The following is a 20522-nucleotide window of genomic DNA, read 5'->3' on the forward strand; positions in this document are numbered from 1 at the left end:
CTCTTGTTGATGAACTATCGATTCTTCTTTCACTTTCATTACATCGATGTAAGGTTTTGCGTAGCGGTGAAAATCAGCCGGATTGTCGTGCCTTTCCCTTCTTGTGAGTCAAGTTCAATCCGGTGGCCGAGCTGGTCAGCCGCCGCTTTTGCCAAGTAAAGACCCATTCCGGTCGATTCTCTGAAACGGCGTCCGTTTTCTCCTGTGAAAAACGGGTCAAATACCCGCTTTTGATCTGTATCCGGGATGCCGGCGCCGAAATCTGCCACTTGCAATACCGCTTCCGAATCGTTATCGTAAACGGAAATGATGACCGTGTTGCTTTTTCCGGCCGAATATTTGACCGCATTGTTGACAAACTGGGAAATGATGAAAAACAGCCACTTTTCATCTGTTTCGACGGTGATGCCTTTTTTGATTTCTTTGAACTTAGGATAAACTTGACTGCGAATGTAAAAGCGCTTATTTTCGCGATTAACCTCGTGAACGATATCCGCCAATGCGACCGGTTTTATACGGAAATCCTGTTCGATCGTCCGCAGTCTGGCCATATAGAGAATCGTATTGAGGCCCGTTTTCATCCGCTCGGTCTCCTCGCGGATGCTGGATGATTCCGGTTCATCCAAATTTTGAGCCGTCAGTTCGATGACCGACAGCGGCGTCTTCATTTGGTGCACCCATTGATCCATGAAAGTCAAATGCTCTTTTTGTCCAAGCTCCAGCTTCTTTAATTCTTGCCGGTATTGCCTGTACTGGCTTTTCAGCAGCTGTTCAAGCGCTTCTGAAAGAGGGGATTGGGGCTGATTCGATTGCCTGAAGGTGTCATCCAATGATTCCAGCCCGCTCGTCATCCGCTTGTAGAAATTCCGGCGCGTATAGTAATGGTAGAAAAGATAGCAGCCAAGAAAGAAAAAGCCGAGAAAAACAGCATAAAAAGCCGGCCTGATGTGCTGATACCCATCAAGCCAGTACACCGACAGCATCGTGATAAACTGCAGCACTTGCACGGCAATCAACAAATAATGTTCTTTGAAAAAAAGCTTCATTCCTCTCCCGCCTTCACCCAGGATATATTCAAGCGGTAGCCCGCGCCCCGCACTGTTTCCACCGCATCTTCAATACCGAGCTCCTGAAACTTTTTTCTGACGCGTGTAATGTTGACATTAAGCGTGTTTTCATCCACATAGGCCTGATCATCCCACAGCTTGGCCAGCAAATCTTCCCGGCCGGAAATCCTCGGGTGGCGTTCCATTAAGCTTTCGATAATATCGGCTTCTTTTTTCGTCAAAGCAGCCGTTTGACCGCCGAATGTCAGTTCAAGTCTTTCCGGATACAGCCGCAGTCCTTCTTTTTCGAGAAGCCGTTCCTCCGCCTTTGCCGCATACTCCCCGTAAGCCCTGCGAAGCTGACTGCGTATTTTTGCCATAACGATTTCGGCGTGAAACGGCTTGGTGATAAAGTCATCCCCGCCGTTTTCCAATGCCATGACCTGATCCATTTCGCCCGTCCGCGCCGAAATAAACAAGACAGGGCAAATCGATTCCTGGCGGATTTGCCGGCACCAGTAGTAGCCGTCAAAGCTTGGCAGATTAATATCAAGCAGAACAAGATCAGGCGCCGTGCTTCTGAACTCATCCATAACACGGTCAAAGTCTTTCACTACATGAACGTTGTATCCGTATTTGACAATATGCGATTTTAACAAATCGGCAATCTTCGGGTCGTCTTCTACAATCATCACTTTTTGCATCTCGGTCTCTCCTTTTGGTTTGGATATATTATGACACGAAGCGGTCTGATAAACAAAAGCCGCCGCGATCCGTCCTACCTTACAATCATGTAAGTGTACTGTAATAGGAATCAATTTCTTCTCCCTGCGCCTTTTTTATAAAATAATACCATCCACAAAACTGAATGAAAGAGGAGAAGGTATATGGAGACACGGGCAGGCGTCCTGATTGCCGCGGTTCTGATCGCCGTTGCCGGCGTTTTCGTTGCCGGCGTTTTTATCCTGCAGAAAGCGACAGGGGGCCTTGTGCCGCTGGCCGATCATTTCATACAAGGCCAGGGAAAGCCTGAGGCTTATTATCTCAAAGCTGAAGATCATGCAGAAAAGCTGTATAACGGAAAGTACAACTACACATTAACCGGATATGACGCGAGCGGACACAAACAGCAGATTAACGCAGAGGCAGACAAAAAACTGCGTCCCGGCGCTTTCATCAAAGTATGGGCGTACGGAACGAAAGGCAAAAGCTTGACTGAAGTACACGAAGAAGAAATCCCTGAGGGCGCTTTGGCCGCCATGAAAACCAATTAAAACCCCATCGCCTGATGGGGTTTTCTGCTTAATATTTAAATCGATTGATGACGGTTTGTAGTTCTTCAGCCAATTGAGACAGCGATTCTGCTGCATAAGAGATTTCTTCCATCGAAGCCAGCTGCTCCTGGGTTGAGGAAGCAACCGCTTTTGTGCTGGCCGACGTTTCCTGTGATCCGGATGCCAATGTTTGAATGGTGTTTTGAACCATTTCGACACCTGATGTCAGCTGCTGAGTAGAAGCTGCGACTTCTTGGATTTGAGAAGCAACCTGTTCCACCAAGTTCAAAATTTCGTTGAAATTACCGGTTGTCTCCTGGGACAGGGCTATTCCGGAGCTGACATTTTCTTGAACGACTTTAATATTATTTACCGTTTCTACCGATTCATTTTGGATCGTTGTGACCAATGATTGAATGTGGTTCGCGGACTTATTCGTTTCGTCCGCCAATTTCCGGACCTCTTCCGCTACGACGGCAAACCCTTTTCCTTGTTCTCCCGCTCTTGCTGCTTCAATTGCCGCGTTCAGCGCCAGCAAATTCGTCTGCCCCGAAATATCGGTGATGAGCGACGAAATGTTGCTGATTTCCGCCGTGCTGGACACAAGCGCCTGCAGGCCGCTTCCGGCTGAGTCGACGGATTTATCAATGAAATTCATTTGTTCGAGCATTTTATGAACGGACTCGGAGCCGATTTCGGCTTTGTCTCTCATCGAAGACGACAGATCCGCTATACTGCCTGTATTGGAGGCAACGGATGATAAACGGTCCAGCAATTCATGAATCGATTCCGAGCTTTTTTCTGTCATTTCGCTTTGCGTCATATTGCTGTCCGCAATCGCCTGCATCTCTTCCGAAATCAACTCGGAGGTCGATTTCGATTCCTCCGCGCTTGCCGACAACTGTTCAGAGGATGCGGCGACTTGTTCAGACGAGCTGCTGATCTGCTTCACAATTTGCGTCAGCGACTGAACAAAAGCATTGAAAGAATTTGCAAGTTGGCCGAACTCGTCTTTATTTTTGACGATCACTTTTTTGGTTAAATCCGCCTCGCCGTGGGCGATATCCTCAAGCTGCTGATTCAGGCTTCTCAACGGTACCAGAATAGACTTCAAAAGCAGCAGGCTCAAAACAATTCCCAATAGGGCTGATACTCCTGTGACAATGATGATGACCCATTCGCTCATCGTCCCATTGGCGCTGATCTCTGCCTTCAGATCTTCCACCTCTTGTTCCAGGCTTTCGACCAGCTGATTGACAGACGGATCGAGGACATCTTTTCTTAATGTCCTTTCCTCTCCGAAATGGATCGATTCGGCTTTTTTAGGGCTTGAAGCGTAAGTCTGCATGACTTGTTGATTTAAATCCCAATAAGCCTTGAAATTTTCTTTAATTTCTTCGACGTTCGCTTTGTATGTTTCTTCCCGGATCAGTTTGCCGGCCCGGTCAAGACTTTTTAAAACATCATCAGCCTTGTCCTTCATTCCTTCACTGTATTCATTGTCTCCGGTCATAATAAGGCCTCTCTCGTCATTCGACAAGCCGGTCAGACGGTATTGAATATGCTTAATCTCTTTTTGAAATTCCATCTTGTCCTTAAGTTCTTCATTCTTTTTCACTGTAGAAGAAATCATAAAAACAGAGGAACCTCCGATTCCGAGGATTGAAACGACTAGAATAGATATGATTCCCAGCAGTTTTGTTTTCACTTTCATTATTGTGATCCTTTCTCCTTTATGTCATCAATGATGAAAAACAGTCTTCAAATTAAATATCTTCTTCATTTCATAGTATCGACATATTTCGTTAAAATTTGAGATTTTGCATGAATGTAAGCCGAAGAAAAAGCTCTGCCGGGACGGCAGAGCTTTTGAATGATTAATGAATTGGTTTACTTGGCGGACCCGCCGATTTGGTATGTTCATAGAAGTGATGGAAATAATCCTTTGTCTCTGCTTTGATGACTTTCCAAAGCAGCAGGATGGCGATCAGGTTTGGAATCATCATCAGCGCATTCGCCATATCGGCAAACGCCCATACGGTGACGAGGTTGGCAATCGTCCCGATGCCGCAGGCAAGGATGTAGACCAGCCTGTAGCCCGCAATTCCTTTGGAACCGGCCAAATATTCGAAGCACTTTTCTCCGTAAACATACCAGCCGACAATTGTAGAGAACCCAAAGAAAATCACCGACAGCGACACAATGTATTCTCCTGCCGCGCCGAGTACTGAGGCAAAAGCCGCGCTCGTCAATGCCCCGCCTTCCAGGCTGGCATTATGGGCCACACCTGATATCAAGCCGCCAGACGGGTCCCAGAAACCGGTAATGATAAGGGTTAAACCGGTCATCGTACACACCACGATCGTAACGATAAATGTCCCGGTCATTGCGACAAGCGCCTGTTTTACCGGATGGTCTGCGCGCGCATTTCCGGCGATTAGCGCGGCCGTCCCAAGGCCTGCTTCGTTTGAAAAAATACCGCGGGATACCCCGTTCCGAACCGCTTCAGATACGGCTATTCCAAGAAAGCCGCCGGCTGCTGCCACAGGGTGGAAAGCATAATAGAAAATCAGCTCAAAAGCCGGAAAAATCTTGTCATAATTCAAAATCAGAATCAAAATCGCCCCGCCCATGTAAAGAAAAGCCATGATTGGCACAAAGAAGCTGGCAACCGTGCTGATCCGTTGGATGCCGCCAAAGATGATGACGCTGACGAGAATGACCAGAATCAGCCCTGTCACCCAGTTTTCGATGCCGAAGCTGTTCTTCGTAATATCAGCGATCGTATTGGATTGGACACTGTTGCCTATCCCCAAAGCGGCAAAAGCTCCAAACAGCGCAAAGGCGATGGCGAGTCCTTTAAATCTGCGGCCGAGTCCGCGTTCAATATAATACATCGGCCCGCTTGAATATTCCCCTTTTTCATTTTTTACGCGAAATTTAACAGCGAGCAAGGCTTCAGCGTATTTCGTTGCCATGCCCAACAGCCCGACAACCCACATCCAAAAGATCGAACCCGGTCCGCCGAGTGTCAATGCCGTCGCGACACCTGCGATATTTCCGTTTCCGATCGTGGCGGCGAGCGCTGTCATTAAAGCTTTAAAATGGCTTACATCCCCTTCGGCAGCCGCGTCTTTGCTGTCTTCCTTGCCAAACCCGATCTTAAACGCATAGATCAGGCGGCGAAATTGCAGTCCTTTTAAAACAATTGTTAAAAATAAGCCTGTCCCAAATAATAAAATTAAACTGGGCGGCCCCCATAATACCTTATTAATCTTGCCTAGTATTTCTAAGATATCCATATGACTCACTCCTGACAAAGATAACGCTTTCATAGCTGCATGAGATATTCTATCACAACGGAAAATGGTTATGTTTGTGAAACAACACAAAATGTAATCGCTTTCATTTGTTTTTTTAACAAAACTATTTTTTATAGAAAAAAATTTTAATAGATAACTCCTCTCATCAAGCCTTTCACCTTATTCAACGTTCACAAATTTGTTAAATTTCACAAAAAAGCGCTTACATTTTTGATTTTACACACGATGCTCTTCCCGATTCAGAGATTTATACTAGCGATAGAATCATATTTCATTTGAGGGGGACGACATCATGATCATTGGAATTCCTAAAGAAATTAAAAACAATGAGAACCGTGTAGCCATTACTCCGGCTGGAGTAGTCGCGCTTAAAAAAAGCGGTCATCAAGTTTTAATCGAACAGGGGGCCGGACTTGGAAGCGGCTTTGAGGACACCGACTACAAAGCCGCCGGAGCGGAGATTTTGGTTGAAGCGAAAGATGTGTGGGGAAAAGCGGATATGGTCATGAAGGTGAAAGAGCCGATCAGCTCTGAATACGGCTATTTCCGAAAAGGACTTGTTTTATTTACGTATCTGCACTTAGCAGCTGAACCTAAGCTTGCGAAAGCGCTTGTGGACAGCGGCGTCACAGCCATCGCTTACGAAACGGTCGAAGTGAACCGGACGCTTCCGCTCCTGACTCCAATGAGTGAAGTCGCCGGACGCATGGCTTCGCAGATCGGCGCGCAATTTCTTGAGAAATCAAAAGGCGGCAAAGGCATCCTGTTATCGGGCGTACCCGGTGTAAAACGCGGCAAAGTCACGATCATCGGCGGCGGAGTGGTCGGTACGAACGCTGCCAAAATCGCTGTCGGACTTGGTGCTGACGTCACTTTGATCGACTTGAGCGCTGAGCGCCTCCGTCAGCTCGATGACCAGTTTGGCAAAGACATTCAAACGCTTATGTCTAACCCGCTCAACATTGCGGAAGCCGTAAAAGACTCAGACCTTGTCATCGGCGCCGTCTTAATTCCTGGTGCAAAAGCGCCGAAGCTTGTCACAGAAGAGATGATTCAGTCGATGTCCCCAGGCTCAGTTGTTGTAGACGTGGCGATTGACCAGGGCGGCATTATTGAAACGGTTGATAAAATCACCACGCATGACGATCCGACTTACACGAAGCACGGCGTTGTCCATTATGCCGTCGCCAATATGCCGGGAGCCGTTCCTCGTACATCAACGATCGGCTTAACAAACGTCACTATGCCTTACGCTTTGCAAATCGCAAATAAAGGCGTTGAACAAGCAGTCGCCGAAAATCAGGCGCTCGCGCTCGGCGTCAACGTTGCAAACGGAAGCATCACCTACAAGGCCGTCGCGCGCGACCTTGGATATGAATACGCATCTGTAGAAGATGCATTTCAAACGGTAACCGCTGGTTAAGCGGACTTTATCTCTCTGTCAATTGAATGGAGAACATTTTAATAACGCTTTCTGACTGTCCTTTCACGAAAAAAAGCCGGATATCATCCGGCCTTTTTTCATTCTGCTTTAAACATTGAAGGACGTTTTCCGGCACACGGTGTTCGCCTTCATCCGAAATCGGCTGCAAGTCAATTCTTGAATGGTGTTCCCGTATCAACATATTTAAATACATTCAGAGACGGCAATGGACGTCCTTTAAAATCAAATAATGCCTGATTGTCTACGGCGCTGCCGCCAAACCACTTTCCTGCGTCTTCCGGATCATATTCAGCGGCATAGCTTGTGGCCCAGCCTGATCCGTATGTCTCCCAAAGCGCTTTATTTTTCTCGAGCTGGTGTGCCGGTCCTACTGGAATCCATGCAGGTTCCCAATAGAAAACGCCGATTCCGGCTTCGCCTACATCGCTGACCGCTTGAATCACATCACGGACCGCGTTCGCCTGCCCTTGAACGGTGACCGGATAATTGAGCGTTTGACCGTTTTTAGGGGCTGTATTTTCGTGTCCGTCTCCGTCTTCAGCCGTATACGTATAAGATGTCTCGGCAACCATGACCTTTTTGCCGTACGTATCCGCGACTGATGTCAGGACGGATGTTAGATTCTTCAGTGTGCCATGCCAAAACGGATAATACGAGCTTGCAAACACATCATAGTCTACATGGTGCCGGTGAAGCGTCTCGGCAATCCAAGCGTACCTGCCGGACGTCTCCGGATTGGTAAAATGCAAGGCAACTAAAATATTCGAATCCGCCTCCCGGACCGCTTGACTCCCCGCATTGAATAATTGGCTCATCTTCGCCCAGTCCGTTTCACCGGCAAGGCCCCCGTTTGTTTCGTTTCCGACCTGCACCATGCCGACGTTGATGCCCGCTGCTTTCATCGCTTCAAGGCTTTGTTTTGTATATCGGTAAAGCGCCGTTTTTTTATCTTCAAAGCTTAGATTTGCCCATGCTTTCGGCGCTTTCTGTTTCGCCGGGTCCGCCCAGAAATCGGAATAGTGGAAATCCGCCAGCAGCTTCATTCCGTTGGCAGTGGCCCGTTTTCCGATCTGAATCGCGTTTTTCAGATCATTATTGCCCCCTCCATAGCCATTGCCGTTGGCATCATAGGGATCATTCCATATGCGCACCCGTACATAATTGACGCCTGCTTCCTTCAGTGTTTTGAATATATCCTGTTTCTTTCCGGATTCATTGTAAAAGGCGACGCCGCTCTCTTCCAAAGCGATGATGCTCGAAACATCAACCCCTTTGATAAAATCCTTGTGAAGCCCTGAAACTTTTTCGAGAAAAAGGCCGCTTTCTGCCGCCCTGGAACCTCTGACGGCTTCCGCCGGACCGCTGGTTCCAAATGCGCCCAAAACAAAAATCAGCACCACAAAAACAGCCAGCACGTTTTTCATGAATCTCGCTTCTCCCCTTTCATGATTGGCACACGCCAAACAGAAAACGTTTTCATTAATTTTTCAAGAGAAACATCCACATTAAAGCGGATGTCCCCCGGGCTTATTTTTTTGTTTTTACCGCTATTCGGGCTTCATATTTTTCCAAAGTGATTTCGCCGGTCAGCGTTTCGCCGGTCAGCGTTTCGCCGGTCAGCATATCTTTAACGGCCGACTCCAACACGACGGGCTGACGTTTTTCTGTGAAATTCATGATGAAAATATAATCATTTTCTTCATCCTGTCTGACTTGAACGGAGACGCCAGGCTGATGTTTCACGTCAAAAGCCGGTTCAATCGATCGCTCTTTGATCAATGTTTCATAAAAATCCCGATGAAATTGGCTGCTTAAGCGCGCACCGATATAGTACGTCTTCCCCTGTTTGTATGAATGGCTTGTAACAGCCGGCGTGTCCGCATAAAAATCGTCCTCATAGAATCCCACGGGATCTGCCGTATCCAGCTTCAGCACGGTCGCATAATCTTTCAGCTCATACGACCGGTTTTGATAACGGACCGCATTTTTGTCGCCCGGATAGAGCGTATCGGTTTCAACAGGCTCCATGCCAAACATCTCTTGCAGATCTTGCGGCCATCCGCCTAAATAGGTCAGGTCATATTCGTTGACGATTCCGCTAATATACGTCATCACCAATGTGCCCCCGTTTGCAGCAAATGCTTTTAAACGCGCGACTGTTTCTTCGCTTGCTAAGTAAAGCATCGGAACGATCAGCAGCCGGTACGGCGAAAAATCCTGTTCCTTCGTAATCACGTCGACTGGAATATCACGCTCCCAAAACGCGCGGTAGTGCTCGTGCAAGGTTTGGGGATACCGCTTGGTTTTGATCCCGAATCCTTGTGCATCTTCGAGCGCCCAATGGGTTTCCCAATCATAGAGAATCGCGACATCCGCGGGCCGGGTCGTTCCGACGACTTCAGACAGCTCTTCAAGGGTTTGCCCCACTTTCGCCACTTCTTTAAACACGCGGTTCTCTGAACAATTGTCATGGCCGACAACCGCTCCGTGAAATTTTTCCGATGAACCGCGGGATTTCCGCCATTGAAAATAGAGGATGCTGTCAGATCCGTGGGCGATCATCTGCATAGAAGACAGGAGCTGCATGCCCGGCCGTTTCGCTTTATTAAAATCGTGCCAATTGACAGCGCTCGGCGTCGATTCCATTAAAAGAAACGGCTGCTGTTTCAGGCTGCGGTACAAATCATTGATAAAGCCGACTTTCATAGCTAAATCAGCTGTGCTTTCCCAATCATTGTGCCAGGCGGGATACGCGTCCCAGCTGATCACGTCCAGGTGTTTGGCAAACTTGCTGTAGTCCAGCCCTTGAAATGGAATGAGATCATGTGTGTCGGCCATAAAGTTGGTCGTAATCGGAATATTCGGCGTGATTTCCTTCAACGGAACGATTTCATTTTGAAAGAAAGAGATTGTCTGGTCAGTGACGAAGCGGCGCCAGTCCAAATTCAAGCCGTGCACCGCATTTTCCCCGATCGGAGACGGCGATTGAATCTGCGACCAATCGTTGAAGGTGTGGCTCCAAAAAGGCGTCCACCATGCGTCATTCAAAGATTTAAGATCATGGTTGTACTTCTTTTTCAGCCAGTCTCTGAAGGCGTGCTGGCATTGATCACAATGGCATTCTCCCCCGTATTCGTTGGAAACATGCCACATCAAAAGGGCAGGATGACTGCCGTACCTTTCCGCCAGCAAGCGGTTGATCTCTCTCGTTTTTTCACGGTATACGTATGAAGTGAAGCAATGGTTATGCCTTCCGCCATGAAGCTGTTTGACACGTTCCGTATTCACGCGCAGCACTTCCGGATACTTTTGCGACAGCCAAGCAGGACGGGCGCCGCTCGGTGTCGCCAATATAATCCGGCCGCCGTTCCGGTGAATGCTCTCAAAAATATCATCCAGCCATTCAAACGTATAGACGCCTTCCTCCGGCTCAAGAGCGCTCCATGAAAAAATCCCCACTGAAAATGTATTCGTATGGGCAAGTTTCATCAGCTTGATGTCATCTGCAAGAATATCCGGACGGTCAAGCCACTGATCCGGATTGTAGTCTCCCCCGTGCAACATGTATTTTGCTTGTGTCGTATAAATTTTTGGCATGATACTCTCCTTTTTTAGACCATATTCTCCTTCGGACTATCCTTTCGTTCCCCCTGCCGTCAATCCTGATACAAAGTTCTTTTGCAGTATGATAAAGATGACGGCTACCGGAATGCTGATCAAAATGGCGCCGGCGGCAAATGTCGTATAGCTGGCTCCCATGACTTCATTGACTAAATTGTATAAACCGATCGGCAATGTATACGACTCCGGCGTCCGCAATATCGTCGAAGACAAAACGAAATCCCCGAGCGGTCCGGTGAATCCGTTCATGGCGACGACCGCGATCATCGGTTTGGATAGCGGCATGATAATCTGCAGAAAAATCCTTGTATTGCTTGCGCCGTCAATCTTAGCGCTCTCATCCAAATCGATGGGAATGGAGTCCATATACCCTTTCATCAAATACGTATTCATCGGTATGAGTCCGCCGATGTACAGCAAAATCAGCAGCCAATGGCTGTTCATCATTCCCAGCATCTGCGCTAAAACGAAGAGCGCAACCAAAGCCGAAAATTGAGGAATCATTTGCAGCAGCATGAATAAAACTAAGGCGTTTTTTCTACCTTTAAAACGAAACCTTGAAAAAGCATAAGCTGTAAAAGAAACGCTGATGACCGACCCGATCATCGTGAAGATGCTGATTTTCAGCGAGTTTACATACCATTGCCCGTATTGGAGGCTCTCTTTTCCGGCGAATAATTCTCTATAGTGATCCAATGTCGGATTTGCCGGAATGATAGAAGTACTGACCAAACTGTTGCCGGGATTAAAGCTGGCTCCCACCGTCCAAAGCAGAGGGTATATGATAACGACTGTCATAAAAGCCAACAGAGAATAGGCCAGAAGGAGCCGAAAGAATCTTCTTTTCTTCATATGTTAAGCCCCCTCTTTGAAAGAATTTGTCCGTCTGAACTGCCACAGTGCGATCGAGATGACGAAGACCGACAGCAGGATCGTCAATGCGGCAGCTAAAGAGTACTGGCTTGACTGCATCGTTAATTTGTAAATCCAGGACACCAGAATGTCGGTTCCTCCCGCTGTTGACCCGGGAACAGCCGGACCGCCCCCATTGAATAGATAGATAATATTGAAGTTATTAAAATTAAAAGTGAATTGCGTAATGATAATCGGCGCCATCGCGATTAAAATCAGCGGCAATGTGATATGCCTGAATTTCGAAAACGCGGATGCCCCGTCAATTGTCGCCGCTTCATAAAGGTCGTCCGGAATCGACTGCAGAACACCGGTCGTTACAATGAACACATAAGGAAATCCGAGCCATCCCTGCATGAGGATCAGCGCCAGCTTCGTCCAATTGGCATTCGTCATCCAAGGAATCGGATCGATCCCGAATGCGGAGAGGATTTGATGATTGAAAGCACCGAAGCTGTCATTAAAAAGGCCGGCAAACACAAGAATGGTAACAAAACCGGGCACGGCCCAAGGCAAGACCAGAATCGTCCGGAAAAATTTTTTGAAGCGGACTTCCTTCTGATTGACGACAACCGCCAACAAAATTCCCAACCCGACTTGGAGTGTGGAAGCGACAAGCGTCCAGACAATAGTCCAAGCTAAAACATCCAAAAAAGTCGACCGCCAAATATCAACGGTGAAAATTTCGGAAAATGTTTTAAATCCTACCCAATCGACAAGGTGGGCAGGCGGAGAATGGTAGAGGTTATAGTTTGTAAAAGCTAATGCAAAGCTGAATAAAATCGGAAAAACAACGGCAAAAATCAGGATGAACAGCGATGGTCCGCTGATGAGATACGGATATCCCTGAGCCATTAAATTATGATATTGTTCCTTGAGTGAACTGATCTCCTTTTGTTCATCGCGCCGCTTTCCGTTTTGGTAGGCGTCCCGCAAATTGGCGTAATAGACAGCCAGCCCAAAACAGGTGACAATCACGGCAATGATGCCTTCTGCCAATAGAAAAATCGAGTTGTCGCGCGGCACTTCGGTTCCAAGCGTAAACAGGCCCCACAGCCCGATATTCAGCAAATCGCCAAAAACCGCGAAGAACGAGACGCCTAAAAGAAGGAATAACAGACCTTTTATCCATTGTTTATTGTAGAATTGGCCCAGACCGGGAATAATCGATAATAGTAAAGCTTTTTTGCGATGCTGCACCTTCTCTTTCACCTCTTTATATGGACGTCCTTATAATAAATGGCGCCAAACTTAAGACAAGTTTGACACCACTGCTGCGGCTTATTTGCTGCCGCTGTGCTTCGCTTTGATCTGTCCTTGTATCGTTTCCGCGGCTTGATCAAGCGCTTTTTTCGGTTCGGCTTTTCCGGTTGCGATTGTTTGCAGAGCCGCATCCGCCGGCGTCCATACTTCATTCATCTCAGGAATATTCGGCGTCAACTCTGAGTACTGAGATTGTTCGGCAACGGCTTGAGCCGCTTCGCTTTTTGTGACGGCAGAATCATCCGCCAGTTCTTTGACAGCGGGAACTTCTTTTGTGATCTCATATCTCTTCTTTGAGTTTTCTTTATTAGCGAGGAAAACGGCTAATTCTTCTGCTAGATCGGCATTCTTTGAATAAGCGCTTACATTGTAGCTCTTCACACCGACAAAAGAACTCATATGTTTGCCGTTGGACAGCTTAGGAAGCTTGGCAACCCCGTAGTTGATGCCCGCTTTTTTGAACGGTTCCAGATTCCACGGGCCTGAAATGATCGCTGCTGCTTTTCCTTCCGTAAACAGCGATTCCAGCACATTGATGCCCTGCTCTCCAATAATTCCGGCAGGGAACAGCCCTTCTTGATAAAACTTCTGAATGTACTCGGCGCCTTCGACTGCACCTTTGTTATTCAAGCCGAGATCGGCCGGATCATAAGTGCCGTCTGCATCGCTTTTAAAAATGTAGCCGCCGTATCCTCCCATGACGCTCTGCGCATAATAAATCTGGTCAAACAGCGCCAGGAAGCCGAATTTTTTGCCGTCAGCCGTTTTTTTGGAATACTCATACCATTCATCCAGCGTTTTCGGCAGTTCTTTTTCAGAAATCAAATCTTTATTATAGTAGAGCATCGTCGTTTCGACCGCTTTCGGCAGGCCGTAGACTTTGCCGTTTGTCACCTGGGATCTCATGGCAGGTTCCGTATAGATCGATTGGATCTCTTTGTCCACCTTTAATTCCTTGATCAAACCTTCCGTAACCGCTGTTCCGATTTGATCTCCAGGCATCGTTAACACATCCGGCCCCGTTCCTGCCGGTCCATCCATCCGCAAGTCTTCGATCTGCTTTGCGTAAGGCTTTTCAACGACTTTGACAGATACGCCGTGCTCTTTTTCAAACTGGGCGACGGCATCTTTAATGCCTTCGCTTTTCTCTTTATCTTCCCAGACCACGAGTTCCTTTTGCTTCGAGCCTGATGCTTCATTGCTGCTCTCTTTAGGCCCGCAGGCAGTTAAAGACAAACTGAGAGCAATGACACTGCTGATTCCAACATATTTTTTCATATTCATCATTTGTCTCATTCCTTTTATTGGAGTGAAAGCGTTTTACAAAAACAATATAGCATGTCTCAGAAAAAGTGTAAACAATTATTTTACTGAATAACGTAAAATATTTTACGAAAAAAGGCGCGGCCTGTTAATCAGCAGCCCGCGCCTTTTTTAATTGGTGCTTTTCCTGACCACCAGTTCCGCACCGATATATAGCGTTTTTACAGCTTTTCTTTTTTCAAGTATTTGTTCCAGAAGCAATTCAATCGCGTTTTTGCAAAGTTCTTTAATATCGATATGGAATGTCGTCAGCGGCGGAGATACGTATTTCGCCACACTGATGTTGTTGATGCTGATGATGCTCACCCTGCCCGGGATGGCGATCCCTTTTTCATTTAAGGCCTGAAGACAGCCTACGGCGATCGGATCCGCCGCTGTAAAAAAGGCCGTCGGCAGCTTTTCACCCAATGTTTCAACCGCTTTATCCATCAGATGGTAGCCGTTTTCCACCGAAAATCCCCTGCGGCAAAAAATAAAGCCTTCCTCCAAGAGCCCTTTTTCCTTCATATAATCGCGAAACGTTCGTTCCCTTACATCCATTTCGTCTTCATCGGTATTAGGATTGTGGTACGTGCCTCCGATAAAGCCAATCTTTTCATGCCCTTTTTCAATAAGAAAGTCCACCGTTTTTCTCGTCATCTGCTTTAAGTCCGGCCTGACTGAATCAAAGTGATTCGGATCCGGCGTCGAATCGATAAATACTCCGTGAGGCGTCATCTGCCTTAACCGGGTTAATTCATCATCTGAAAATGATCCGACGGCAATGAATCCTTCAATGTTTTCGGGGATGGCGTCAATGCCGCCCGAATTTTTATACGTCGTCAGTTCGACGTTGAATTGCTTTGCGAGCTTCTCGATTTCCAGCCTCATCGTTTTAAAATACACGTCTTCGAGCTCTTCTTTATCCGTCAGCCAGTACAGAAACGCGATGTTTTTTACCAGTGTCCTGATCGTTTTTTTGCGGTAGTTCAGGCTTTCCGCCACTTCAAATATTTTCTTCCGCGTCTCATCGGGTACGGACAGGCTTTCGTCGTTATTCAATACGCGGGAAACCGTCGAGATTGAATACCCCGCCTTTTCTGCAACATCTTTTATCGTCGCCACGATTGTAAAACCTCCATGTGAACATCTTTATTTTAAATTTCAAGGGTTTTAGTAAAATATTTTACTAATTTAACGTTGATTTGCGTAAAAGTCAAGTGCTGATTGCCCTATCCCTGCCAATAAGGATTTTACATGAAAACGCTTCATTTGAAAAAACACTTTTTATTGCACCAATTGAAAACCCGTAGTAAACTGGGGTTGAACTTAATTAAATTAATTTATTAAGTCTGCACGTCAAACGAATGGGAGGATATATGAATACTGCAGCCGCTTTATCAAACGACTTTCGTTCTATTTTTAAGACAGAAAAGACACCGCGAACCTTTTTTGCTCCGGGAAGAATCAACTTAATCGGCGAACACACGGATTATAATGGAGGGCATGTTTTCCCCGCCTCGATTTCATTTGGCACCTATGCCCTTGGCGTGAAGCGCGATGACCAAATGATCCGTTTCTATTCAAAGAACTTCCCTGAAAAAGGAATCATTGAATGCAGCTTGAGCGATTTGGCCTTTGACCAGTCTGACGGCTGGGCCAACTATCCGAAAGGAATGTTCCTTTTGATGAAAGCGGCAGGCCATCATATCGTTCACGGCGCCGATATTTTGTATTACGGAAATATTCCGCACGGGGCGGGCCTCTCTTCTTCCGCATCGATTGAGCTTGCGACAGGCGTTTTGTTAAAAGGGCTTTATGATTTGCAGACAGACACGATCTCCATGGTGAAGCTCGGACAAAAAGTCGAAAACGAGTACATCGGCGTGGGGAGCGGCATTATGGATCAATTCGCGATCGGCATGGGGAAAAAGGATCACGCGATTTTGTTAGACTGCCAAACACTTGATTACACATACGCTCCCTTCGTGTTGAAGAAACACGATGTGATTATCATCAATACAAACAAACAGCGGACATTGGCCGGGTCTAAATATAATGAAAGGCGCGCCCAATGCGAAGAGGCGCTCGGCGACCTGCAGCAGGAGTTATCGATTGCAAGCTTGGGCGAATTGACGGCGGAAGCATTTGAAGCCCACCAGCACCTCATCCGAAGTGAAATCAATCAAAAACGCGCCAAACATGCTGTGTACGAAAATGCCCGGACGCTGAAAGCGCTGGAAAAACTTCGCGGGGGCGACCTCGCCGGGTTCGGCAAGCTGATGAATGAATCTCATGTGTCTTTAAGGGATGATTATGAAGTGACAGGGCTGGAGCTTGATACCATTGTCCAAGCGGCCTGGGAACAGGACGGTGTCCTGGGTGCCCGCATGACCGGCGCCGGGTTCGGCGGCTGTGCGATTGCGATTGTGGAAAAAGACCGGACAGACAGCTTTAAAGAACGTGTGAATGCCGTCTACCGCGAAACAGTTGGCTATGATGCCGCTTTTTATACTGCGGCGATAGGCGACGGCGCCAAAGAAATATAGAAAGGGGAATGGATATGAGTGTGTTGGTTTTGGGCGGTGCCGGCTATATCGGTTCACACGCCGTGTATCAACTATTAGACAGGGGCGAAACCGTCGTTGTCGTTGACAACCTCGAGACCGGCCAAAGACAGGCGGTGCATCCTGATGCGGCCTTTTATGAAGGGGATGTGCGCGATCACGACTTCCTCCGCACTGTTTTCGAAAAAGAACGTATTGAAGAAGTGATCCACTTCGCCGCCAGTTCACTTGTCGGCGAATCGATAAAAGATCCGCTTAAATACTACGACAATAATGTATCCGGTACACAGGTTTTGCTTCAGACGATGCTCGAGCACGATGTGAAAAAAATCGTATTCTCCTCGACGGCGGCCGTCTACGGAGAGCCTGAATCGGTACCGATCACAGAAGACATGCCGACGCGGCCGACAAGCACCTACGGGGAAACGAAACTGATCATGGAGAAGCTCATGAAACGGACTGAAGAAGCCCATGGTATCAACTTTGTGTCTCTCAGGTACTTCAATGTTGCAGGAGCAAGGGAGACGGGAGAAATTGGAGAAGACCACAGTCCTGAAACACACCTAGTTCCCATCATCCTGCAAACCGCTCTCGGACAAAGACCGCATATTACGATTTTCGGTGATGACTATGATACACCCGACGGCACGTGCATCCGCGACTATGTTCATGTTGAAGACCTAATTGACGCTCATCTGTCGGCATTGGACTATTTAAGAGAAGGCGGCAAAAGCGATATATTCAACCTCGGCAGCAGCGAAGGATTTTCGGTGAAACAAATGATTGATGCGGCCAGAAAGGTAACCGGGAAAGACATTCCCGCCGAGATCGGCAAGCGCAGATCCGGTGATCCGAGCATCCTGATTGCCGGATCTGACAAGGCAAAGCAAGTTCTGGGCTGGAGGCCTTCGCGCACTTCTGTAGCAAAGATCATTGAAGACGCCTGGAAGTGGCATTCCTCACATCCAAACGGGTACAGGAAGGAAGTGTCAACATGATTGAACAAGACATAGCCGGTCTCATTCAAAAAGCGCTTGAAGCAGGGTTAATCGAACCGGCTGACGTAAACTACGCACGCAACCAAGTGATGAATCTGCTGGGTCTGGACTCGTTTCCCGAAGAAGCCTCTGCGGCTTCCGGTGACTCCATCCCCGACCTTTTGGAAAAACTCACCGCCTATGCAGTCGAACACGGCGTGATAACTGACGACATAGATGCGAAAGACATGCTTGCGGCAAATGTGATGAACTGCTTTGTTGCAAGACCTTCTGTCATCAATGCCGTGTTTCAGCAAAAATGCAAGCACTCGCCGCTGGAGGCCACCGAATATTTTTATCAGCTCAGCAAAAACAGCAACTACATCCAGACGAAACGAATTGAAAAAAATGTTTCGTATCAGATGGATACACCTTACGGCACAATGGATATTACGATCAATTTGTCAAAGCCGGAAAAAGACCCTGAGCAAATCAAACGGGAACGCGCCGCTGCAAAACGATCACGCAGTTATCCGACGTGCCTGCTGTGCAAAGAAAACGAAGGGTATGCAGGGCGGATCGGGTATCCTGCCCGGGCGAACCACAGGATTATTAAAGTCACGCTCGACGGAGAAAACTGGTATTTTCAATATTCTCCATATGCTTACTATAACGAGCACAGCATTTTATTTTCTGAGCAGCATCGGCCGATGAAAATTGATAAGCTTGCCTTTCACAGGCTGCTTGCTTTTACAGAGCTGTTTCCGCATTATTTTATCGGATCGAATGCCGATTTGCCGATCGTCGGCGGGTCTATTTTAAGCCATGACCATTATCAGGCCGGACGATATGAGTTTGCGATGACGCGCGCAGAAGACGCGTTCTCCTTTCAAATCAAACAGCATCCGTCCATCGAAGCCTCTGTTTTAAAATGGCCGATGTCTGTCATCCGCCTGAAAGGAACGGCGATCAACAGCCTTGTTGAGGCGGCGGACGATATTTTTCAGACTTGGAAAACCTACTCGGATCAACAAGCGGATATCACGGCTTTTACAGATGGCACGCCTCATAACACGATTACGCCTATCGCAAGAAACGTCAGCGGCGTTTTTGAAATCGACCTTGCGCTCAGAAACAACCGGACATCTGCCGAGCACCCATACGGCATATTCCATCCGCATGCTGACGTTCATCATATTAAGAAAGAGAATATCGGCTTAATCGAAGTGATGGGCCTCGCCGTCCTTCCTCCCCGCTTAAAGACCGAACTGGCGGAAGTAACAGAATTCCTGCTCGGTCAGTCAGATGCCGTTGAAGCACATCACCGGGAATGGGCAGAACAGCTCAAAACCGAATACGGAGAGCTGTCCGAGCCGGAGCAGGCTGAATCAATTGTACGAAAAGAACTTGGCCAGAAATTTGTTAAAGCTCTTGAGGATGCCGGGGTATTCAAAGACCGCGAAGCTTTCATGCGCTTCATCCGCACAATCAATCATCAGGGGTAAAGCTTCACCGGTGTTAAAATAGGCCGAAAAAAATGGCTTATTTTAACACCGGATCAAACAGCTCCGCCAACAGCAATGAAACGGCTCCGTAAAGCGTCGCCTCATCGCCGAGCTTCGTTATCGTCACCTCTGTCTGCCTCGCCTCGGCTGTTAAGGCTTTCTGCTGTATCGTTTCTCGTATCGCCGGCAATATGAACCTCCCGCCTTTCATCACTCCGCCGCCCAGCACGATTTTGCCCGGATTGACAAGATGAATGAAGTTGGTCAGCCCGATTCCGATGATCACACCGGTTTCCCGAAAGAGTTCGATACACGTTTGGCAGCCGTTCTCGGCCATTTCAAACAAATCTTTGGCTGTCAGGCTGTCCGGACTTTCTTTTAACCGTTTTTTCCCCCGCTCGGCAATCGCTTTTCCGCTCACAATCGTCTGCAGGCAGCCGCGGTTGCCGCACTCGCACTTTTCTCCATTAATATCAATGATCATATGGCCCAGTTCCCCTGCGATTCCTTCAGCTCCATGGTACAGTTTTCCGTTGATGACAATCCCCGCACCAACACCGCGGCCGATATTCACGGCAGCCATGCTGCCTGCATCATCGCGGCCGCCAAACCACGATTCGCCAAGCGCCATCGCCCTGGCATCGTTTTCAACTCTTACCGTTAAGTTGAATTCTTGTTCCAGCACATCTTTAATGGGAATATTGGTTAGGTTTAAAATCGGGGCGATGCGTGACATTCCCGTTTCAGCATCGACGACCCCGTGCATTGCGATGCCGATCCCGATGATCTTTTCCTGATCGACATCGGCCCGTCCCAAAATCGCATCAATATTTTCTTTTAAAACATCAATAAACATCTCGTTTGTCAGCGGTTTTTTCAACAGGCTGGACGTCCGCTGCAGAATCCCTCCAGCTAAATCGGTTAAGACGCACTCTACCGTCTCAGGCCCGGCATCAATGCCAATGACATAAAAGGCACCTGTGTTGATGTGGAGCATTGTCGGCTTCCTTCCGCCGCTCGAATGACCGAGCGTGCTTTCTTTCACGAGCCCTTGTCCGATCAGCTCTTTGACAATGTTTGAGACCGTGGGAGGGGTAATTTTTGTTTCCTTGGCGATCTCGGCTCTCGAAATCGGCTCTGAAGTTCTGATTTTATTAAGAATGATCGATTTGTTCACCGATTTCATTAATTGAAATGTACCGCGCTGCATGTGAAATCCTCCATTTACACCATATCGTAGGTTTTATTGTACCACGGTTAATTAATTAAATTAACAAACGAAAACTAG

At 47.6% G+C, this 20522-nt stretch carries 16 protein-coding genes; 5 read left to right on the forward strand and 11 right to left on the reverse strand.

The features are described 5' to 3' along the window. Positions 1–38 precede the first annotated feature (38 nt). Together BTR1S_RS02465 and BTR1S_RS02470 are read right to left on the reverse strand one after the other, a co-directional pair. Positions 39–1046 (reverse strand): sensor histidine kinase, encoded by a 1008-nt coding sequence (locus BTR1S_RS02465; protein WP_029419771.1) that lies wholly within the window; start codon positions 1044–1046, stop codon positions 39–41. Then, entirely contained in the window at positions 1043–1750 is a 708-nt protein-coding gene (locus BTR1S_RS02470) for a response regulator transcription factor (RefSeq protein WP_029419772.1), read from the reverse strand. Before BTR1S_RS02470 ends, BTR1S_RS02465 begins: the two co-directional genes overlap by 4 nt. A gap of 183 nt (positions 1751–1933) precedes the next feature. Here BTR1S_RS02470 and BTR1S_RS02475 point away from each other — a divergent pair, with 183 nt between their 5' ends. Further along, on the forward strand, positions 1934–2320 hold the full coding sequence (locus BTR1S_RS02475) for a YxeA family protein (RefSeq protein ID WP_029419773.1): 387 nt from the start codon (positions 1934–1936) through the stop codon (positions 2318–2320). A 28-nt stretch (positions 2321–2348) separates the two neighbouring features. On the opposite strand, the gene BTR1S_RS02480 is transcribed toward BTR1S_RS02475, so the two are convergent. Continuing rightward, positions 2349–4034 carry a methyl-accepting chemotaxis protein gene (locus BTR1S_RS02480; RefSeq protein WP_029419774.1) on the reverse strand — a complete coding sequence of 562 codons (1686 nt, stop codon included), beginning with the start codon at positions 4032–4034 and terminating at the stop codon, positions 2349–2351. 163 nt (positions 4035–4197) lie between these two features. Continuing rightward, positions 4198–5622 (reverse strand): alanine/glycine:cation symporter family protein, encoded by a 1425-nt coding sequence (locus tag BTR1S_RS02485; RefSeq protein WP_029419775.1) that lies wholly within the window; start codon positions 5620–5622, stop codon positions 4198–4200. 313 nt (positions 5623–5935) lie between these two features. Here BTR1S_RS02485 and ald point away from each other — a divergent pair, with 313 nt between their 5' ends. Continuing rightward, the gene (ald, locus tag BTR1S_RS02490; protein ID WP_029419776.1) at positions 5936–7066 is read left to right on the forward strand and encodes an alanine dehydrogenase; all 1131 of its coding nucleotides are present in this window, start codon (positions 5936–5938) and stop codon (positions 7064–7066) included. A gap of 170 nt (positions 7067–7236) precedes the next feature. On the opposite strand, the gene ganB is transcribed toward ald, so the two are convergent. The 6 genes from ganB to ganR all read right to left on the reverse strand — a co-directional run bounded on the left by ganB (position 7237) and on the right by ganR (position 15310). Then, positions 7237–8511: an arabinogalactan endo-beta-1,4-galactanase gene (gene ganB / locus BTR1S_RS02495; protein ID WP_029419777.1), complete on the reverse strand. Its 1275-nt coding sequence runs from the start codon at positions 8509–8511 to the stop codon at positions 7237–7239. Between the two features lie 103 nt (positions 8512–8614). Next, positions 8615–10684, reverse strand: a complete 2070-nt coding sequence (gene ganA, locus BTR1S_RS02500) for a beta-galactosidase GanA (protein ID WP_029419778.1) — start codon at positions 10682–10684, stop codon at positions 8615–8617. A gap of 36 nt (positions 10685–10720) precedes the next feature. After that, a complete protein-coding gene (gene ganQ, locus BTR1S_RS02505; RefSeq protein WP_029419779.1) occupies positions 10721–11560 on the reverse strand; it encodes a galactooligosaccharide ABC transporter permease GanQ in 840 nt (279 codons plus the stop codon). 3 nt (positions 11561–11563) lie between these two features. Further along, complete coding sequence (gene ganP / locus BTR1S_RS02510; protein ID WP_029419780.1) at positions 11564–12820, reverse strand: galactooligosaccharide ABC transporter permease GanP; 1257 nt, start codon at positions 12818–12820, stop codon at positions 11564–11566. A gap of 81 nt (positions 12821–12901) precedes the next feature. Continuing rightward, positions 12902–14170: an arabinogalactan oligomer ABC transporter substrate-binding protein GanS gene (ganS, locus tag BTR1S_RS02515; protein WP_034326775.1), complete on the reverse strand. Its 1269-nt coding sequence runs from the start codon at positions 14168–14170 to the stop codon at positions 12902–12904. A gap of 147 nt (positions 14171–14317) precedes the next feature. Continuing rightward, a complete protein-coding gene (ganR, locus tag BTR1S_RS02520) occupies positions 14318–15310 on the reverse strand; it encodes a galactan degradation operon transcriptional regulator GanR (RefSeq protein WP_029419782.1) in 993 nt (330 codons plus the stop codon). Positions 15311–15564: 254 nt separating this feature from the next. Between ganR and BTR1S_RS02525 the strand changes: the two genes are divergently transcribed. Genes BTR1S_RS02525 through galT form a run of 3 tightly spaced genes read left to right on the forward strand, consistent with a single transcriptional unit; the run spans position 15565 to position 19234 of the window. Further along, complete coding sequence (locus BTR1S_RS02525; RefSeq protein WP_029419783.1) at positions 15565–16734, forward strand: galactokinase; 1170 nt, start codon at positions 15565–15567, stop codon at positions 16732–16734. A gap of 14 nt (positions 16735–16748) precedes the next feature. After that, a complete protein-coding gene (gene galE, locus BTR1S_RS02530; RefSeq protein ID WP_006639757.1) occupies positions 16749–17750 on the forward strand; it encodes a UDP-glucose 4-epimerase GalE in 1002 nt (333 codons plus the stop codon). Further along, positions 17747–19234 (forward strand): UDP-glucose--hexose-1-phosphate uridylyltransferase, encoded by a 1488-nt coding sequence (galT, locus tag BTR1S_RS02535; protein ID WP_029419784.1) that lies wholly within the window; start codon positions 17747–17749, stop codon positions 19232–19234. The genes galE and galT overlap by 4 nt, the downstream gene beginning before the upstream one ends. A gap of 37 nt (positions 19235–19271) precedes the next feature. Here galT and BTR1S_RS02540 read toward each other — a convergent pair whose 3' ends face one another. Then, a complete protein-coding gene (locus BTR1S_RS02540; protein ID WP_029419785.1) occupies positions 19272–20444 on the reverse strand; it encodes an ROK family transcriptional regulator in 1173 nt (390 codons plus the stop codon). Positions 20445–20522: the final 78 nt, after the last annotated feature.

The organism is Bacillus sonorensis NBRC 101234 = KCTC 13918 (assembly GCF_001592005.1).
GTDB lineage: Bacteria > Bacillota > Bacilli > Bacillales > Bacillaceae > Bacillus > Bacillus sonorensis.

Coding starts and splice junctions, on each gene's coding strand:
- BTR1S_RS02465 (WP_029419771.1), bottom strand. CDS start 1,046: ATGAAGCTTTTTTTCAAAGAACATTATTTGTTGATTGCCGTGCAAGTG.
- BTR1S_RS02470 (WP_029419772.1), bottom strand. CDS start 1,750: ATGCAAAAAGTGATGATTGTAGAAGACGACCCGAAGATTGCCGATTTG.
- BTR1S_RS02475 (WP_029419773.1), top strand. CDS start 1,934: ATGGAGACACGGGCAGGCGTCCTGATTGCCGCGGTTCTGATCGCCGTT.
- BTR1S_RS02480 (WP_029419774.1), bottom strand. CDS start 4,034: ATGAAAGTGAAAACAAAACTGCTGGGAATCATATCTATTCTAGTCGTT.
- BTR1S_RS02485 (WP_029419775.1), bottom strand. CDS start 5,622: ATGGATATCTTAGAAATACTAGGCAAGATTAATAAGGTATTATGGGGG.
- ald (WP_029419776.1), top strand. CDS start 5,936: ATGATCATTGGAATTCCTAAAGAAATTAAAAACAATGAGAACCGTGTA.
- ganB (WP_029419777.1), bottom strand. CDS start 8,511: ATGAAAAACGTGCTGGCTGTTTTTGTGGTGCTGATTTTTGTTTTGGGC.
- ganA (WP_029419778.1), bottom strand. CDS start 10,684: ATGCCAAAAATTTATACGACACAAGCAAAATACATGTTGCACGGGGGA.
- ganQ (WP_029419779.1), bottom strand. CDS start 11,560: ATGAAGAAAAGAAGATTCTTTCGGCTCCTTCTGGCCTATTCTCTGTTG.
- ganS (WP_034326775.1), bottom strand. CDS start 14,170: ATGATGAATATGAAAAAATATGTTGGAATCAGCAGTGTCATTGCTCTC.
- BTR1S_RS02525 (WP_029419783.1), top strand. CDS start 15,565: ATGAATACTGCAGCCGCTTTATCAAACGACTTTCGTTCTATTTTTAAG.
- galE (WP_006639757.1), top strand. CDS start 16,749: ATGAGTGTGTTGGTTTTGGGCGGTGCCGGCTATATCGGTTCACACGCC.
- galT (WP_029419784.1), top strand. CDS start 17,747: ATGATTGAACAAGACATAGCCGGTCTCATTCAAAAAGCGCTTGAAGCA.
- BTR1S_RS02540 (WP_029419785.1), bottom strand. CDS start 20,444: ATGCAGCGCGGTACATTTCAATTAATGAAATCGGTGAACAAATCGATC.